The 15,388-nt window shown below is 63.2% G+C and carries 14 protein-coding genes; 8 read left to right on the top strand and 6 right to left on the bottom strand.

Features of this window, described 5'->3' with window-relative positions; genetic code table 11:
• Window positions 1–124 precede the first annotated feature (124 nt).
• Window positions 125–760: a LysE family translocator gene (locus JWR51_RS11950; protein ID WP_299747652.1), complete on the bottom strand. Its 636-nt coding sequence runs from the start codon at window positions 758–760 to the stop codon at window positions 125–127.
• A 310-nt stretch (window positions 761–1,070) separates the two neighbouring features.
• Here JWR51_RS11950 and ssb point away from each other — a divergent pair, with 310 nt between their 5' ends.
• Window positions 1,071–1,598 carry a single-stranded DNA-binding protein gene (ssb, locus tag JWR51_RS11945; RefSeq protein ID WP_299747651.1) on the top strand — a complete coding sequence of 176 codons (528 nt, stop codon included), beginning with the start codon at window positions 1,071–1,073 and terminating at the stop codon, window positions 1,596–1,598.
• Between the two features lie 76 nt (window positions 1,599–1,674).
• Here the strand turns inward: ssb and JWR51_RS11940 are convergent, their stop codons facing one another.
• From JWR51_RS11940 to JWR51_RS11930, 3 genes are all read right to left on the bottom strand, one after another.
• Entirely contained in the window at window positions 1,675–2,202 is a 528-nt protein-coding gene (locus tag JWR51_RS11940; RefSeq protein ID WP_299747649.1) for a hypothetical protein, read from the bottom strand.
• A 183-nt stretch (window positions 2,203–2,385) separates the two neighbouring features.
• Complete coding sequence (locus JWR51_RS11935) at window positions 2,386–4,812, bottom strand: efflux RND transporter permease subunit (RefSeq protein WP_299747648.1); 2,427 nt, start codon at window positions 4,810–4,812, stop codon at window positions 2,386–2,388.
• A 160-nt stretch (window positions 4,813–4,972) separates the two neighbouring features.
• Window positions 4,973–5,854 (bottom strand): NAD(P)H-binding protein, encoded by an 882-nt coding sequence (locus tag JWR51_RS11930; RefSeq protein ID WP_299747646.1) that lies wholly within the window; start codon window positions 5,852–5,854, stop codon window positions 4,973–4,975.
• Between the two features lie 146 nt (window positions 5,855–6,000).
• Here JWR51_RS11930 and JWR51_RS11925 point away from each other — a divergent pair, with 146 nt between their 5' ends.
• A complete protein-coding gene (locus JWR51_RS11925; protein WP_299747644.1) occupies window positions 6,001–6,408 on the top strand; it encodes a helix-turn-helix domain-containing protein in 408 nt (135 codons plus the stop codon).
• A 42-nt stretch (window positions 6,409–6,450) separates the two neighbouring features.
• Here JWR51_RS11925 and JWR51_RS11920 read toward each other — a convergent pair whose 3' ends face one another.
• Entirely contained in the window at window positions 6,451–6,864 is a 414-nt protein-coding gene (locus JWR51_RS11920) for a helix-turn-helix domain-containing protein (RefSeq protein ID WP_299747643.1), read from the bottom strand.
• A gap of 68 nt (window positions 6,865–6,932) precedes the next feature.
• On the opposite strand from JWR51_RS11920, the gene JWR51_RS11915 reads away from it, so the two are divergent.
• From JWR51_RS11915 to JWR51_RS11890, 6 genes are all read left to right on the top strand, one after another.
• Window positions 6,933–7,577 (top strand): cation transporter, encoded by a 645-nt coding sequence (locus JWR51_RS11915; RefSeq protein WP_299747641.1) that lies wholly within the window; start codon window positions 6,933–6,935, stop codon window positions 7,575–7,577.
• 304 nt (window positions 7,578–7,881) lie between these two features.
• The gene (locus tag JWR51_RS11910) at window positions 7,882–9,075 is read left to right on the top strand and encodes a TCR/Tet family MFS transporter (RefSeq protein WP_299747639.1); all 1,194 of its coding nucleotides are present in this window, start codon (window positions 7,882–7,884) and stop codon (window positions 9,073–9,075) included.
• A 115-nt stretch (window positions 9,076–9,190) separates the two neighbouring features.
• Complete coding sequence (gyrA, locus tag JWR51_RS11905) at window positions 9,191–12,004, top strand: DNA gyrase subunit A (protein WP_299747637.1); 2,814 nt, start codon at window positions 9,191–9,193, stop codon at window positions 12,002–12,004.
• 289 nt (window positions 12,005–12,293) lie between these two features.
• Entirely contained in the window at window positions 12,294–12,911 is a 618-nt protein-coding gene (locus JWR51_RS11900) for a LysE family translocator (protein ID WP_299747635.1), read from the top strand.
• Window positions 12,908–13,387, top strand: a complete 480-nt coding sequence (locus JWR51_RS11895; RefSeq protein ID WP_299747633.1) for a GNAT family N-acetyltransferase — start codon at window positions 12,908–12,910, stop codon at window positions 13,385–13,387. Before JWR51_RS11900 ends, JWR51_RS11895 begins: the two co-directional genes overlap by 4 nt.
• Complete coding sequence (locus JWR51_RS11890; protein ID WP_299747631.1) at window positions 13,384–14,598, top strand: MFS transporter; 1,215 nt, start codon at window positions 13,384–13,386, stop codon at window positions 14,596–14,598. The genes JWR51_RS11895 and JWR51_RS11890 overlap by 4 nt, the downstream gene beginning before the upstream one ends.
• On the opposite strand, the gene JWR51_RS11885 is transcribed toward JWR51_RS11890, so the two are convergent.
• Window positions 14,595–15,320: a hypothetical protein gene (locus JWR51_RS11885; RefSeq protein WP_299747630.1), complete on the bottom strand. Its 726-nt coding sequence runs from the start codon at window positions 15,318–15,320 to the stop codon at window positions 14,595–14,597. The genes JWR51_RS11890 and JWR51_RS11885 overlap by 4 nt on opposite strands.
• Window positions 15,321–15,388: the final 68 nt, after the last annotated feature.

Below are 15,388 nucleotides of genomic sequence, written 5' to 3'. Positions count from 1 at the left end.
AAAGGAACGAATGCAGATTCGGTCAAGTCCAAACTCCTGCCTTCATTCCAACACAATTGACCGAACAGTCAAAAACGGAACATTGCCGGAACATTCGCACTGTTACTGCACATCTTTTCATCATCTAGCGCTGCATCACGCCATGCCAGGCCGTGAACACCGCAACGACCAAGAACAGCAGACCCGCGCCGCGGCCGATCCAGATGGTTATCTGTGGGCTGGCCACCAGGAAATCGCGGCTTTTGCCGGCGGCCAGCGCTAGGCCGCCATAGATCGTGAGCTGCATCAGCACCGTGATCACGCCGATGACCAGCGCCTGCGACCAAACCGGCCCGTATTCCGGCCGGATGAATTGCGGGAACACCGAGAAGGTGAAGAGATACGCCTTGGGATTCAGCAGGCAGGTGACGAGACCTTGCCGGAACGCCACCCACTGCGAGCGGGCATTGGCGCGACCGACCGCATCGACGGTGATCGCGGTGCGCAGCAGGGTGATGCCGATCCAGGCCATATAGGCCGCGCCCACCAGCACCAGCGCCGACAGCAGGCCCGGGGCCGATCGCGCCAGCACGCCCACGGCAGTCGCTCCGAAAATCGTATGTGCCACGCCGCCCGCCATGATCCCACCCGTCGCGGCTAGGCCCGCCCGGCGGCCGCCGGTCAGCGCATTGGCCAGCACGAACAGCATGTCCATGCCCGGCACCACGATGATGCCGAACACGAGGACGAGATAGATCCACAATGCATCCGAATAGGTCATGCATCCTCAAGCCCTGCCGGCCAGCGCCGATCGATCGGCGAAGCTCTGGGCATAGGGGAAGCTGCTGACAGGCTGTGTCAGCAGGGCGGGGTTGTTAACCGGCGGAACACCTGCACGGATCGGCCGTTTACCCACCTTGACGAGCCACGAAATATGGAACATACCAGGAACAACGAGCGAGCAGACACCTGTTCACAACTGCGCCAAGGCGGGCGCGGCCGAGGGCGCGGCGGAGTAGAGTGGCGGCCGCTATGTAAGTGAGGGTTCCGAGCGGCCACAGGCCCGGGGACTGAATCGAAAGGAATAAGCTATGGCAGGCAGTGTGAATAAGGTGATCCTGGTCGGCAATCTTGGAGCCGATCCCGAGGTTCGGAACCTGCCGAGCGGCGGCAAGGTGGTGAACCTGTCGATCGCCACTTCGGAAAACTGGAAAGACAAGAATACCGGCGAGCGCCGTGAAAAGACCGAATGGCACCGCGTAGTGATCTTCTCGGAAGGCCTGGCGCGCGTCGCCGAGAGCTATCTGAAGAAGGGCAGCAAGGTCTATATCGAAGGCCAGTTGCAGACCCGCAAATGGCAGGACCAGAGCGGCGCCGACAAATACTCGACCGAAATCGTGCTGCAGGGCTTCAACTCAAACATGACCCTGCTTGATGGTCGTGGCGAAGGCGAGAGCACCGGTGGCGGCGATAGCGGCGGCTTCCGCGGCACCCGTCCGTCCGAGGGCGGCTACAATAACGGCGGCAATGGTGGCAATTCGGGCGGCGGCGCTCGTCGGCCGTCCAACAATGCTCCGGCCTTCGAGTCAGGCGGCATGGACGACGATATCCCGTTCTGATCGCCGGACAGCACGGCTTCAAACAATTCGGGCGGCCGGTGGCCGCCCGTTTGCGTTTCGAAGGTCCTGATCGCGCTTATTTGCTGAACGGCACCTGGGCACGCATGCTTTCGCCGGTGGCGATATAGACCACTTCGAAGGACACGTTGATCGCGTCGGACGACAGCGTGATATTGGCGGAAATGCCCATTTCCTTGCCTTCTTCGTCCTGGTCGCGCTCGCGCAGGTTGAACACCAGACCATTGCCGCGCTTCTGGCCGACGGCGATGCCCGTAAAGGTGGCATTGGACGTCATCGCGGCCTCGAAGCGCCGGCTGGCATCGACATAGGCCAACGTGCCGTTGATTGCCAGATTGGTGCCGGCCAGGGTGCAGCGGCCCGAATAGTTGACCTTGTCGTTATTGCCTTCCTTGAGAGACAGGCGGCACACCACGGTCTCAGTGTCGGCCCCGGTCAGGGTGCCGCGGCCGCGCCATTCCCCGATATAGGACTTGAGCAGCGCCACATCCGCCGGCGCGGCGAAGGCCGGTGTCGCGGCTGCGCCCATGGATACAAGCAGACCGGCGAGCGCGACGCACCGCGACAGGGGTCCGAAAATGGTCATTTATGACGCCTCCAAATGAGAAACTGAGCCCCCCGGCTGGTATCTCCGCCGGACTTGATAACAAACGCGCAACGATTGCACCATCGCGCCGCCTAAATTGACTGCATGCCCGCAAAACATACGCGGAATCAGCGCGATCCATCTAATCGGCCCGCCGCGGGAGCGGCAAGCCGACCGCGAAAATCACGCCTCTTTGGGATGCGGCATATCGGTCTTGGTGTCGCCCGTCGGATCGTCCGGCGTCGATTCGTGATCGGCGGTGCGCACGCGCAGCCGGCCCAGCGGATGGAAGAATTTGCCACCCGCCGCCAGCAGCGCGGGCAGGATGAACAGATCGCCCAAGACGGCCAGACCCAGCGTGATCACGAACAGCGTGCCAAACAGCGCGACCTGGGGCAGGGCGGAGAAGGCCACGATCACCGTGCCCGAACACAGAATGATCGTCGTCGCCACGATGGCGCCGCCGATCCGGTCCAGCGTGTGCTTGACCGCCTCCATATGGCTGTGCCCTTCCTCGCGCCGCGAATGCAGGTAATGCGACAGGAAGTGCACCGTGTCGTCGACTGCGATGCCGAACGCGATGGTCAGCGCGATCACCGTCGTCAGTTGCAGGCCTTGCCCGCTGAAATACAGCCACGCCTCCGTGCCCAGCACCGGGAACAGGTTGGGGATGGCCGAGGCCAGCGCCACCCGGAACGACTGGAAGGCGAAGCCGATCAGGGCCAGATTGACCAGTACCGACATGGTCAGGTCGAGCTGCAGGCCGCGCACGATCTGGTCGGTGGCGAAGGTGGTCAAAATCCTGAAACCGCCAATCTCCGCGCCCTCGACGCCGGACTGTTGCAGCTTGGTGTCGATGCGCTCCACCAGCGCCTTGAGGTCCTCGGAGTCGATGATCGTCGGCATGAAGCCGGTGACGAGGGCCTCCGAACCATCCGCGGTGACGAAGCGCGATTTCAGCTTGCCGACGGCGTTCAACACCTCCTCGCGGGTGAAGCCGGTATCAGTGTAGTTGGACATCGCGGCGGCGGAGATGACCTTGTTCGTACCGAGCTCGCTTTCGAGGATTTCGTGCACCTTCTTGATGGTCTCGAAATCCTGCGGCCCCACATTGGGGTCGTTCTCCTTGAGCGGCACGCGGATGTAGAGCGGGGCCACACCACCTACGCCGGAGTCGATTTCCTCGGCTGCAGAGATGGCGGTGGAGTCCTTGGCGACGAAGTCCTCGAACGAAAAGTGCGGCTTGATCAGCGCATAGGGGATCAGCAGCAGCACCGTTCCCACGATGGCGATGATCGACATCAGGCGGCCGTAGCGGCGGGCAATGAACCAGGCCAGCGGCAGCGGTGCCGTCAGCACCAGGCTGCTCCGCTTGGGGGCCTTGAAGCCGCGGCGGATGGCGAACTTCAGCAGCAGCGGCATGAAGGTCATGAGGCACAGGAACAGCAGGAAGCAGCCCAGCGAGCCGGCGATGGAGAATTCCAGGATGCCTTTGCCCGAGGTGAAGGACAGCGACGCGAACGACACCAGCGTGGTCAGCATGGTCAGCGACGTGGCCGGGCCCACCAACTTGACCGTGGCGTCCACGGCCTGGTTGGGCTCCATGCCGTCATCGCGCCAATAGGCCAGCCAGTTGAAGACGAAAAACATCGACTCCGCGAACGAAATCACCAGCACCAGCGTGGTGACGATGATGGTGAGGAACGAGAACGAGCCAAAGAACAGCAGCACCATCCCCATCGTCCACATGACGGCGAGGAATGGCGTGGCCGCGACGATCAGCGCGCCGACCAGCGAGCGCAATGCCAAGAGTGCAATCAGCGCGCCGAGGCCAAAGCCCCAGACGGTGAACTTGATCTGGTCGTCGACCGCGGCATTGAGCATTTCCGAGGTCCACACCGGCGGGCCGGTGAGCTCGACTGTCAGGTCCGCCGACTGATAGGGCGCGATGGTGTCGCGCAGCGACTGGATCATCGCCTTGGTGCTGCGCTGTTCGGGCGGCAGCAGGCTGTCTGCGTCGCACGTCGTCTGCGGATGCAGGCTCAACTGGCACGGATTGGGGAACATGATCAGCACCACGCCGGTCAGGTCCGGGGTGATGAGATTGCGCATCATCGGGTCGTTCTGCTGCAGGTCGGTCAGCGCGAGCGCCACCTGCGAAAAATCGGTCATCCCCTCTGGCACCGATGGCACGGTGCCGCCACTGCCGTTCGGCTTGCGCAGCGTGAACGGCGACATGGTGCCGACGGCGTAATCGTTCAGCTCCAGGTCGAACGCCAGGTTGCGGACCTGTTCGAGCACCACCGGATCGGTCAGATTTGGTGAATTGACCAACACATAGATGTCGTTTTCGAACGTGCCGAACGTATCGGCGAGACGCTTATAGGCATCGTAGTGCTCACCCGAATCCGCATAAACGCGCAGCAGGTCGCCATCGACACTGGCCTTGGGCAGCTGGGAAAAACACAGGATCGAGAACACCAAAACCGCGATCGCCACAGCCCGCGGATAGCGCAGCGTCGTTAGCCCGATATATTCGAGGCCAAAGCCGATGGAGCGATCATAGGTGAAGTGCGCCCATAGGCGCTTGAAGCCAAACCCAGTAGCCAACCGACCCGACTCCGCAGTAACCGCGACAAAGTGGCGCGATTCCTACGGGGTCACCAGCGTTTCGTCTAGCGGGCGGCAGCGATGGACAGCAGTTTGTCACAATAATGCATGTACTACTGCCCATCGACGTCTTGCCGAGCCTAGTATTGGCCGTCCGCACTCAAGCCTTCAGAGCGGCTGCGTTTGCTTGCAGGAAGTCCGCAAGTGCCTGCGGCCTGCGTCCGGAGAAGTGTTCGACCGTGCCGCTGACGATGTCGTGGTAGCCCTCGGCCGCGTCGGCGTCGAATGCCACCAGAATATCGACCATGTGGGGGTCGAGCCCCGCGGCGAGCATGCCGCCCTTGAGCTGTTCCACCGTCAGCCCGATGCGCGCAATGGGCTTGCCCGCCAGCTTGGCGACCAAGGCGGCCAGTTCGTCCTGGGTCACGGCCGCTGGGCCGGTCACGTCATGCGCCGACTTGCCCTCGGCCTGAAGCAGGGCGCCAGCCGCAGCTCGTGCCGCGTCGGCCCGCGATACATAGGCGCGGCCACGGCCCGCCGTCGCATCGAACCACTGGCCCGACTGCAAGGCCGAAGCCGCGCTCAGAAGGCTAACTTCTGCATAGAGGTGATTGCGCAGCGCGGTCCAATCGAGCGTGCTGGCGGCCAAAGCTTGCTCGGTCCAGAAATGCTCCGGTGATACGCCGCCATCGGGGTTAGGGCGCGGCGTCGGCGCGGACGTGTAGACGATATGCTTGACGCCCGCCGCTTCCGCCGCCGCAATCGCGGCCCGCTGCTGCTCGATGCGTCGACCAACGGAGTCGGTGCTGATCAGCAGCACGCGATCGACGCCGGCAAAGGCATTGGCGAGCGATGCCTCGTCGTCGAAATCCAGCGCGACAACCCTTACGCCCTTGGCGACGAGGTCGGCCAGCTTGGCCGGATCGCGCGTGCCCGCAACCACATTGGTGGCGCCGCGCGCCAGCAGCTCATCGACCGCCAGCCGCCCGAAATTGCCCGATGCGCCGGTTACCAGCAGGGTCTGGTTCTTGAAATCGCTCATTGTCTCTCTCCGTGTTGCATCGACCCCTCAGCCTTGCGGAAGGCACCGCCAGAGAGTAAGTATCGATTGGAGAGTGCTATCTAGGACACGCCGACACGCGGCGAAAGGAGGCACTTTGAGCGCATAAGCGCACCCTGAGGTAACCTATGCTCGACCGGCTCGACGAACACACCATCATCAATCAATGGATCGAGGCTTCGGCCGACAAGCCGTTCGACACAAGTTGTCCGGTGCGCGGCGTGCTCGATACGATCTCCGACAAGTGGAGCATGCTGCTCATCATGACTCTGGCCGGCGGCCCCAAGCGCTTCAACCAGCTCAAACGTGAAGTGCCCGACATCTCCCAGAAAATGCTGACCCAGACGCTGCGCGAGCTCCAGCGCGACGGCATGGTCTCGCGCCACGTCTTCGATACCAAGCCGCCTTCGGTGGAATACTCCCTGACCCCGATGGGCCAGTCGATCATCGTGCCGTTCGGCCACTTGATCTATTGGGCCAATGAGAACCACCAGGACATCGACGTGGCGCGAGCGGAGTATGACGGGGCAGCTTAACCGCCTGGCTGCGCTTGGCGACACCTGACCCTGGGCCCAGGTTCAGGACAAGGCTATCGGCGGGCCCGACAACGTTTCGATGACGCGGCAATGGGATACGTGGCCGTGCTTGCATTGCGCAATCATCGATACGAGCTCGTTCTTCAACGCCGTTAGGCTAGCGATCCGTTGATCCACCTGGGTCAGGTGCTCCGTCGCAATGCTGTCAGCCAAACTGCATGACTGCTGCGGATTGTCCTGCAGAGTGAGCAAGGCGCGAATGGCCTCGATCTCGAATCCCAATTCGCGGGCATGACGAATGAAGGCAAGCCGCTGCAAGGTGGGGGCATCATAAAGGCGCCGATTGCCTTCGGTGCGGTCGGGCGCGGGCAACAGGCCGATCTGCTCGTAATAGCGGATCGTCGGAATTTTGACGCCGCTGTGTCGCGCCGCTTCACCGATTGCAAATTCCGCCATTTTTGGTCTTGCTCCTCTAGTCGCTAGAGATTGTAGCATGCGCTTGAGATCGACTGAAAGGCCCGAAGATGAGCGCTTCCTGCTGCAACCATTGCCACGCCGACGACGCGGCCCGGAAACTGCGTGACAAGACCTACCGCCGTGTCCTCTGGGCCGTGCTGGCAATCAACGCCATCATGTTCGCCGTTGAAATCGGCGCGGGCCTTGCATCACGCTCGGCATCGCTGCAGGCCGACTCGCTCGATTTCCTTGGCGACGCCGCGAACTACGCCATCAGCCTGTTCGTGGTCGGCATGGCCTTGCAGGTTCGGGCCCGCGCGTCGCTGATCAAGGCGCTGACCATGGGCGTATTCGGGGTTTGGGTTATCGGGGTGGCGGGCTGGAACAGCTACACTGGCGTCACGCCACAGGCCTATACGATGGGCGTTGTTGGCCTCAGCGCACTGATTGCCAACGCCGCATCGTTCGGCTTGCTGTGGCGGTTCCGGGATGGCGACAGCAATATGCGTTCGGCATGGATCTGCACCCGTAATGACGTGATGGGCAATATCGCGGTCATGCTGGCAGCGCTTGGCGTTTTTGGCACGGGCACAGGATGGCCCGACGTAATCGTCGCAGGCGTCATGGGTGCGCTTGCCCTGCAAGGCGCCGCCGTGGTCATGCGGCAGGCCCTGGCGGAACTGCGGCCAGTCCAGATAACTCCTATCGCCTGAGTTGACCTTCCAGCATGGCCATGCCGGCCGAGCACCCATCGGCAAAAATGGGGCTTGCGGCGCGTAGCCGCGAGGCGTAAATGGGCGGTTATCGCGAAAAGCGACCACTTCCCTTGATCCGCTCAGTGGCGGAGTAAACAGGTGGACGAATAGTCGTCCAGGCGGTCAAGCACACGCCCTCCATGCGCCTTTTGGCATGGTCGGCCAGCGTTTCCAAAATCCCCATGCCTGACATCGATCAGGCCTCATCGCACGCCATTGGCGCCGAGCGGCGCTGCATGTCCGTGCCGACCGGAAACACGCCATGAACAAACCACTTGTCGTCATCTTCACTGCCATTGTCCTCGATGCCGTCGGCATTGGCCTCATTTTCCCAATCCTGCCATCACTGCTCGCCGAGGTCACCCACGCCGACAACGTGGCGACCTATATCGGGATCATGACCGCCCTCTATGCGGCCATGCAGTTCATTTTCGCGCCAGTGCTCGGCTCGCTCAGCGACCGGCTCGGCCGGCGCCCGGTGCTGCTGATCTCGCTGGCTGGGGCGGCCATCAATTACCTGTTCCTGGCCTTTGCACCCAGTCTCTGGTTGCTGCTGCTCGGACGCGCCATTGCCGGCCTGACCAGCGCCAATACCTCGGTGGCCGCCGCCTACATCACCGACATCTCCCCCGAGGACAAGCGGGCGCGCCGCTTCGGGCTGCTCAACGCCATGTTCGGCATCGGCTTCATCATCGGGCCGGTTCTGGGCGGCGTGCTGGGCGACTACTGGGTGCGGCTGCCGTTCATCGCAGCGGCCGTGCTGAACGGGGCCAACCTGCTGCTCGCATTCTTCATGCTGCCGGAGTCGCGGACCCCGACCCGCGAGAAAATCGATTTCGCGGCACTCAACCCGCTGCGCCCACTGCGCTGGGTGTTTTCGCTTAAGAGCCTGCTGCCGATCGTCCTGATCTTCTTCATCTTCAGCGGGACCGGCGAGGTTTACGGCACCTGCTGGGCACTGTGGGGCAATGACGCGTTCGGCTGGAATGGGCTGTGGATCGGGCTGTCGCTCGGCGCCTACGGCGTCTGCCAGACGCTGGCGCAGGCCTTCCTGCCGGGACCGGCGGTCAAACTGCTCGGCGAGCGCGGCGCCATCCTGACCGGAATCGCCGGCGCCTCGGTTGCATTGATCGTGCTGTCCTTCGCGCATGAGGGCTGGGTGGTTTTCGCGGTCATGCCGATCATGGTGCTGGGTGGTATCGGCGTGCCGGCGCTGCAGTCGCTGGCGACGCGGCAGGTCGACGAGAGCCAGCAGGGCCAGTTCCAGGGCGTGCTGCAGTCGGCGGTGAGCCTGTCCTCGATCATCGCACCGCTGGCGTTCTCGAGCCTGTATTTCGTGTTCCGCCAGCAGTGGCCGGGCGCGATCTGGCTGTCGGTCGTCGTGGTTTACGCGATCAGCGTGCCGCTGGTGCTCGGCCTGCGATTCAACAAGCCGGCCACGGCTCTAGCGACGTAGACCGGAGATGGATTTGCAGGCATGCCTATCCACAGGCTGACCGCCTCGAAAATTGGCATTCCTGCCCATAATCGCCTATATAAATAGCCAGTTCGAACAACATAGAATCACCCCAGTGACAGATACGCTCAATGACGGTTCCGGCGCGCTGCCGCCGTCCGATATTTCGCTGATTTCGATCACCGACGAGATGCGCCAATCCTATCTCAGTTACGCCATGAGCGTGATTGTGAGCCGGGCGCTGCCCGACGTACGCGACGGCCTGAAGCCGGTGCATCGCCGTATCCTGTTCTCGATGAACGAGAACGGGTACGAGTGGAATAAGCCCTATCGCAAGTCGGCCCGCGTGGTCGGCGACGTGATCGGTAAGTATCATCCGCATGGCGATCAGTCGGTCTATATGGCGCTGGTTCGCATGGCCCAGGATTTCTCCATGGGCCAGTTGCTGATCGAAGGTCAGGGCAATTTCGGCTCGGTCGATGGCGATATGCCGGCGGCCATGCGATACACCGAAGTGCGCATGCAGCGCATCACCGGCAACCTGCTCGACGATCTGGATAAAGACACCGTCGATTTCCGCGACAACTATGACGGCTCCGAGCACGAGCCGGTCGTGCTGCCGGCGCGGTTTCCCAACATGCTGGTCAATGGCGGCGGCGGTATCGCCGTGGGCATGGCCACTAATATCCCGACCCACAATCTGGGCGAAGTGATCAACGCGACGCTGCTGGTGCTCGACCAGCCGCATGTGACCACCGAAGACCTGATGGCCGTCATGCCCGGCCCCGACTTCCCCACCGGCGGCATTATCCTGGGCCGTCACGGCATCCGCTCGGCCTATGAAACCGGCCGCGGCGGCGTCATGATCCGTGGCCGCGTCGCCATCGAAGAAATCCGCAAGGAACGCGAAGCGCTCATCATCACCGAATTGCCGTATCAGGTGAACAAGGCGCTGATGGTCGAAAAGATCGCCGATCTGGTGCGCGAAAAGCGCATCGAAGGCATTGCCGACATGCGCGACGAATCCTCGCGCGAGGGCATGCGCGTAGTCATCGAGATCAAGCGCGATGCGCTGCCCGATGTGGTGTTGAACCAGCTCTATCGCTTCACCGCGCTGCAATCCTCGTTCGGCTGCAATTTCGTGGCGCTGAACGGCGGCAAGCCGCAGCTGATGAACCTGATGGAAATCCTGACGGCGTTCCTCGCCTTCCGCGAGGAAGTCGTAACCCGCCGCGCCCGGTTCCTGCTCAACAAGGCCCGCGATCGCGCCCATATCCTGGTCGGCCTGGCGGTTGCCGTCGCCAATATCGATGAAGTCATCGCCCTGATCCGCACCGCGCCCGATCCGGCGACGGCGCGCGAGCAGTTGATGACCCGCCGCTGGCCCGCCAGCGACGTGGCCCCGCTGATCGCGCTGATCGACGATCCGCGCCACCGTATCAACGAAGACGGCACGTTCAACCTGTCGGAAGAACAGGCCCGCGCCATTCTCGAACTGCGCCTGGCTCGCCTAACCGCGCTGGGTCGTGACGAAATCGGCGACGAGCTCAATGGCCTCGGCACCGAAATCGCCGACTACCTCGATATCCTGCGGTCGCGCGAGCGGGTGATTTCCATCATTCGCGACGAACTGACTTCGATCCGCGATCAATACGCCACCCCGCGCAAAACCGAGATCACCGACAGCGCCGCCGATTTCGAGGACGAGGACCTGATTGCCCGCGAGGACATGGTCGTCACCGTGACCCATGGCGGTTACATCAAGCGCGTGCCGCTTTCGACCTATCGGGCGCAGAACCGCGGCGGCAAGGGCCGTTCGGGCATGGCGACGCGCGACGAGGATTTCGTCAGCCGCCTGTTCGTCGCCAATACGCATACGCCAATCCTGTTCTTCACCAGCCGCGGCATCGTCTACAAGCTCAAGGTCTGGCGCCTGCCATTGGCCAATGCCAATGCGCGCGGCAAGGCTCTGATCAATATCCTGCCGCTGGAGCAGGGCGAACGCATCACCTCGATCATGCCCATGCCCGAGGATGAAGGCACCTGGGCCGATCTCGACATCATGTTCGCCACCGATCGCGGCACCGTGCGCCGCAACTCGCTGGCCGACTTCGTCGAAGTGCGCCAGAACGGTAAGATCGCCATGAAGCTGGACGAGGGCGACGGCATTATCGGCGTCGACACCTGCTCGGCGGCCGACGACGTGCTGCTGACCACGGCCCAGGGCCAGGCGATCCGCTTCCAGGTCGACGAAGTGCGCGTGTTCAAGGGCCGCGACTCCACCGGCGTGCGCGGCATCCAGCTCGCCCAGGATGACATTGTCATCTCCATGGCGATCATCCGGCACTTCGATGCGGTGTCCGAAGAGCGTGTCGCCTATCTCAAGATGAGCCGCGCGGTGCGTGGCGAAGGCGACAGCGAAGAGAACGCCACCGACGATGCCGAAGAGGCAGTGGTCGCGGGTGAATTGGGCCAGGACCGCTACGTCGCCATGAGCGAAGCCGAGCAGTTCATCCTGACCATCTCGGAAAACGGCTATGGCAAACGCACGTCGAGCCACGAATACCGCATCACCGGCCGCGGCGGCAAAGGCATCACCGCCATGGCCGTCAACAAGCGCAACGGCAAGCTGATCGCCTCCTTCCCGGTGGCCGACGAGGACCAGATCATGCTGGTCACCGACAAGGGCCAAATGACCCGCATGCCGGTCGAGGGCAAGAAGCCAATCCGCATCGTCTCGCGCGGCAGCCAGGGCGTCATCGTGTTCGATACCGCCGAGGACGAGAAGGTGGTTTCGGTTGAGCGCATCAGCGAGCCCGAGGACGACGAAGAGGGCGATGCCCCCGAGGCGGTGGATACGCCCGATGCACCCGACGGCCCGGAAACTCCGGATGGTCCCGGCAACCCGGACGAACCGGCGGCTGAATAAGGAATTTGAGGGGCGCTTCGGCGCCCCTTGTTATTGTGCCGCGCAGAAGCAACTTGGTACGCACCTGCGCCCTGACACCCACCCACGGGTCATTCCCGCGAAGGCGGGAACCTCCGTTTTCTTCCTGCATCACGCAAACAGAGGTCCCCGCCTTCGCGGGGATGACCTCGTGGGCGGGATAGCGCCGAGGCAAAGGAGACTCGGTGTGGATTGCGTGCACCGCCCTCTCAATCACCCCTTGCCAACCCCTCGATCCGCTGTCTTTCCTTGTCTCCAAGGAGTCACCCCGATGATCGATCCCGCCATTCTTCTTCCCTACGTCCTCGCCTGCATTCTGTTTGCCGTGATCCCCGGCCCATCGGTTTCCGTGGTCATTGCCAATTCGCTGTCCGGCGGCACGCGGGCAGGGCTGTTCACCATTCTCGGGACGGAATTGAGCATGCTCAGCATGGTCTTCGTCGTCGCCATCGGGCTCGAAGCCGTAATGACCTTCGTCTCAGGCGCTTTCGAAATCATCAAGCTGGCCGGCGCCGCTTACCTGATCTGGATCGGCTGGAAAATGCTGCGCTCCACGGGCGAGCTCACCTTCAATGCAGGCGATCGCCTGCCGATCGGCCGCTATATCTGGCAGGGCGCGCTGGTCAATTGGTCCAATCCCAAGACCCTGCTGTTCCTCAGCGCCTTCCTGCCGCAGTTCGTCGACCTCAGCCGACCCGCCTTCGGCCAAATCATGATCCTGGGGCTAATCACCATGGCGGTCGCGACGCTCAGCGACAGCGTCTACGCCGTCGCGGCCGGGCAGATGCGCCACCTGCTGACCGCAGCCCGCGTCCGCATGGTCAACCGCGTCTCCGGCACCATCCTGATGTGCGGCGGCGTCTGGCTAGCCCTGCAAAGGCGCGCATGACCCTCGATATCGTCAATCTCCGCGACGCCGGGGAGTTTTTCCCCGCCGTCGCCGATCGCATCTGGCGCGCCTGGTGGAAGTCGGGCGGAACAGCGCTGGCGGAGCTTGAAGAAAGACTGTCCGACGTCGTCGCCGCCACCGATTTCCCGTTTACCCTGGTGGCCAATGCCGATGGCCGCTTCGCTGGCACTGTAACGGCCATAGCCTCCGATCTCGAGGAACGTCCCGACCTGACTCCATGGGTCGCTGCGCTCTGGGTTGAGCCGGACGACCGAGGCGGCGGGCTGGCGCGGGCGCTGGTGGAGCGGGCGGTCCAGGCTTTGTTCGATCAGCGCCACGCCCAAGTCTATCTCTACGCCAATGCGCCGATGCGGTCGTTCTATCTCGGCCTTGGCTGGACCTTGCTGGAGGAGCAGGTCGGTCAGCATGGCGTCGATATTTTCGTCCGCTATGCGCCCGGACGCCATCCGGCATGACGCGCGGCAAAACCGGCTACCGCGCGCTGCTTGCCCTGCGGGTGCCGCGGCGGCTGGCCTTGGCCAGCATTCCGGCCGATTTCGCCGATTGGCTCGACTATGCTGCCGTCGTCGCGCTGCTGGTGTTCGCCTGGGGCGAGGGGCCGTTCGTGCTGGCGCTGTTCGGCTTTGCGCTGACGCTGCCCTATATTGCCATCGGCCCGTTGCTGGCGGTCTATATCGACCGCACGCCGCTCGGGCGTGTGTTGGTGCTGTCCAATCTCGGCCGGGGGCTGACCACCCTGGCGCTGGTTTTCGCCAGCAGCACGCCGCTGGTGCTGCTCCTGGTCTTTGTGCGCTCCTCGGTGGACTCCGCCTTCACGCCGGCGCGGCAGGCCGCCATCCAGGCTTCGACGCCGCCCGAATTGCTGGCCAGCGCCAATGGCCTGCATCAGGCTATCAACCAGACCTCCAAGATCGCCGGCCCGGCGCTGGGTGGCCTGCTGCTGGCTTTTATCCCGGCGCAGTCGGTGTTCGGGCTCAATGCCGTCCTGTCACTGGTAGCGGCGCTCAGCCTGATCCGGCTCAACCTGCCAGCGCGCGAGGCCCGCGAGCCGTCCGATCTCCGAACTGAAATCTCCGCCGGCGCCGCCGAATTCCGCCGCAACCGACGCCTGTTGCTGGCGCTGGTGTTCTCTGCGGTCGCCTATTTCGCGTTCTTTCTTTACGACGCGCTGATTGCGCTACTGGCTGCCGATTTCGGCCTTGGTGCCACGGCGTTCGGCGTCGGCATTGCGGCATCGGGGGCAGGCGGGTTGATCGGCGCGCTGGTCGCGGGACGCCTTGCCAGTCATCCCATTGCCTGCATGACCTGGTCGGCGGTGTTTTCCGGTTGCGTCACCATCGCCATCGCCTTGGCCGCCATGGCTCATATCGTGATGCCGGCCTGGCTCTATTTCATCGCCCTGGGGCTGATGGGCGGCTCAACCGCCTTCATGCTGGTGCCTTATCGAACCATCATACAGGCCGAAACACCGCCCGACCGCATAGCGCGCGTCTTCGCCACCGGCGAGGCGCTGATCACCGCCGTGATGCTGTCCGCCCCCTTCATCGGTAGCTTGATCGCCACGGCATACGGCACTGGCGCCGCATTCCTCAGCGGCGGCATGCTGGTGCTGTTGTTGGGCCTCGTTACTGCGGTCGCTACTCTACCGGGCAGGGGCGTTCGCTAGGCGCATCCCGCGTGGTCGGGCGTCACGCCCTCGAACATGTGGCTTGTGGTCGATGACGCGCCCATGCCGAGGAACACGCCAAAGTCCGACTCGGCGATCAGCCCTGCCTTGGCGAGCGACTGAATTCCAGCGACCACACGCTGATGATAGATCTTGAGATAGGCGATCGTGTCGTCCTTGCTCAGGTCATAGGCAGATGCGGGATCTTCGACACCCAGCATCCCGCCGATCAGGGCTATCGAGCCGCCCTGCACATTGAGCCCGGTCACGACCAGATCCAACCGGGCGACGTAGTCGTTGACCATGGCGACGAACTCGGCCTTCTGCGCCGCATCGCATAGTCGCGCGACCTTGGTGGTGGCGCGACAGGCCACCATCGTGGCCATGCTGGAAAAGCCGCCGCTGGTTACTGCCTGATTGGCCATCGCCAGATCGCCCGGAACATCTTCATTTGCCGCGATCCGGGCATCGGCCTGGCATTTGGCGGTATCCGCGTCGCTCCAGATAGCGTCCTGTTCGTCCGCTTGAACCACGTGGGCGACTGCCAGCGGACTGGCGGGCGGTCGTGCATTGTTTAGCCAGCCAAGGCCCACATAGATGCAACATGCGATGGCCACGACCGCAACCACGCCCAGCCACAGGTCCACACGCCCGCCGCCTATGGCCGGCTTGCCGAGCTTGCCGCTTTCGCGCAATCCACGCACAACATCCCGCCCGGACATGCGGCCCTCGCTGCAAATGCCCGCCCAGCATAGGCAAAGGCGTTGAAAAGAGCCTTAAGCCGATACCC

This window comes from Devosia sp., assembly GCF_028290625.1.
Classification (GTDB): domain Bacteria; phylum Pseudomonadota; class Alphaproteobacteria; order Rhizobiales; family Devosiaceae; genus Devosia.
Note: the sequence above shows the minus strand (reverse complement) of the source record. Positions and strands in the feature narration are given on the sequence as shown.

Excerpts from the sequence above, each read along its gene's own strand:
- JWR51_RS11915 (WP_299747641.1), top strand. The coding sequence starts at position 6,933 with ATGAGCGCTTCCTGCTGCAACCATTGCCACGCCGACGACGCGGCCCGG.
- JWR51_RS11940 (WP_299747649.1), bottom strand. The coding sequence starts at position 2,202 with ATGACCATTTTCGGACCCCTGTCGCGGTGCGTCGCGCTCGCCGGTCTG.
- JWR51_RS11890 (WP_299747631.1), top strand. The coding sequence starts at position 13,384 with ATGACGCGCGGCAAAACCGGCTACCGCGCGCTGCTTGCCCTGCGGGTG.
- JWR51_RS11925 (WP_299747644.1), top strand. The coding sequence starts at position 6,001 with ATGCTCGACCGGCTCGACGAACACACCATCATCAATCAATGGATCGAG.
- JWR51_RS11900 (WP_299747635.1), top strand. The coding sequence starts at position 12,294 with ATGATCGATCCCGCCATTCTTCTTCCCTACGTCCTCGCCTGCATTCTG.
- JWR51_RS11910 (WP_299747639.1), top strand. The coding sequence starts at position 7,882 with ATGAACAAACCACTTGTCGTCATCTTCACTGCCATTGTCCTCGATGCC.
- JWR51_RS11885 (WP_299747630.1), bottom strand. The coding sequence starts at position 15,320 with ATGTCCGGGCGGGATGTTGTGCGTGGATTGCGCGAAAGCGGCAAGCTC.
- JWR51_RS11920 (WP_299747643.1), bottom strand. The coding sequence starts at position 6,864 with ATGGCGGAATTTGCAATCGGTGAAGCGGCGCGACACAGCGGCGTCAAA.
- JWR51_RS11895 (WP_299747633.1), top strand. The coding sequence starts at position 12,908 with ATGACCCTCGATATCGTCAATCTCCGCGACGCCGGGGAGTTTTTCCCC.
- JWR51_RS11930 (WP_299747646.1), bottom strand. The coding sequence starts at position 5,854 with ATGAGCGATTTCAAGAACCAGACCCTGCTGGTAACCGGCGCATCGGGC.
- JWR51_RS11950 (WP_299747652.1), bottom strand. The coding sequence starts at position 760 with ATGACCTATTCGGATGCATTGTGGATCTATCTCGTCCTCGTGTTCGGC.
- ssb (WP_299747651.1), top strand. The coding sequence starts at position 1,071 with ATGGCAGGCAGTGTGAATAAGGTGATCCTGGTCGGCAATCTTGGAGCC.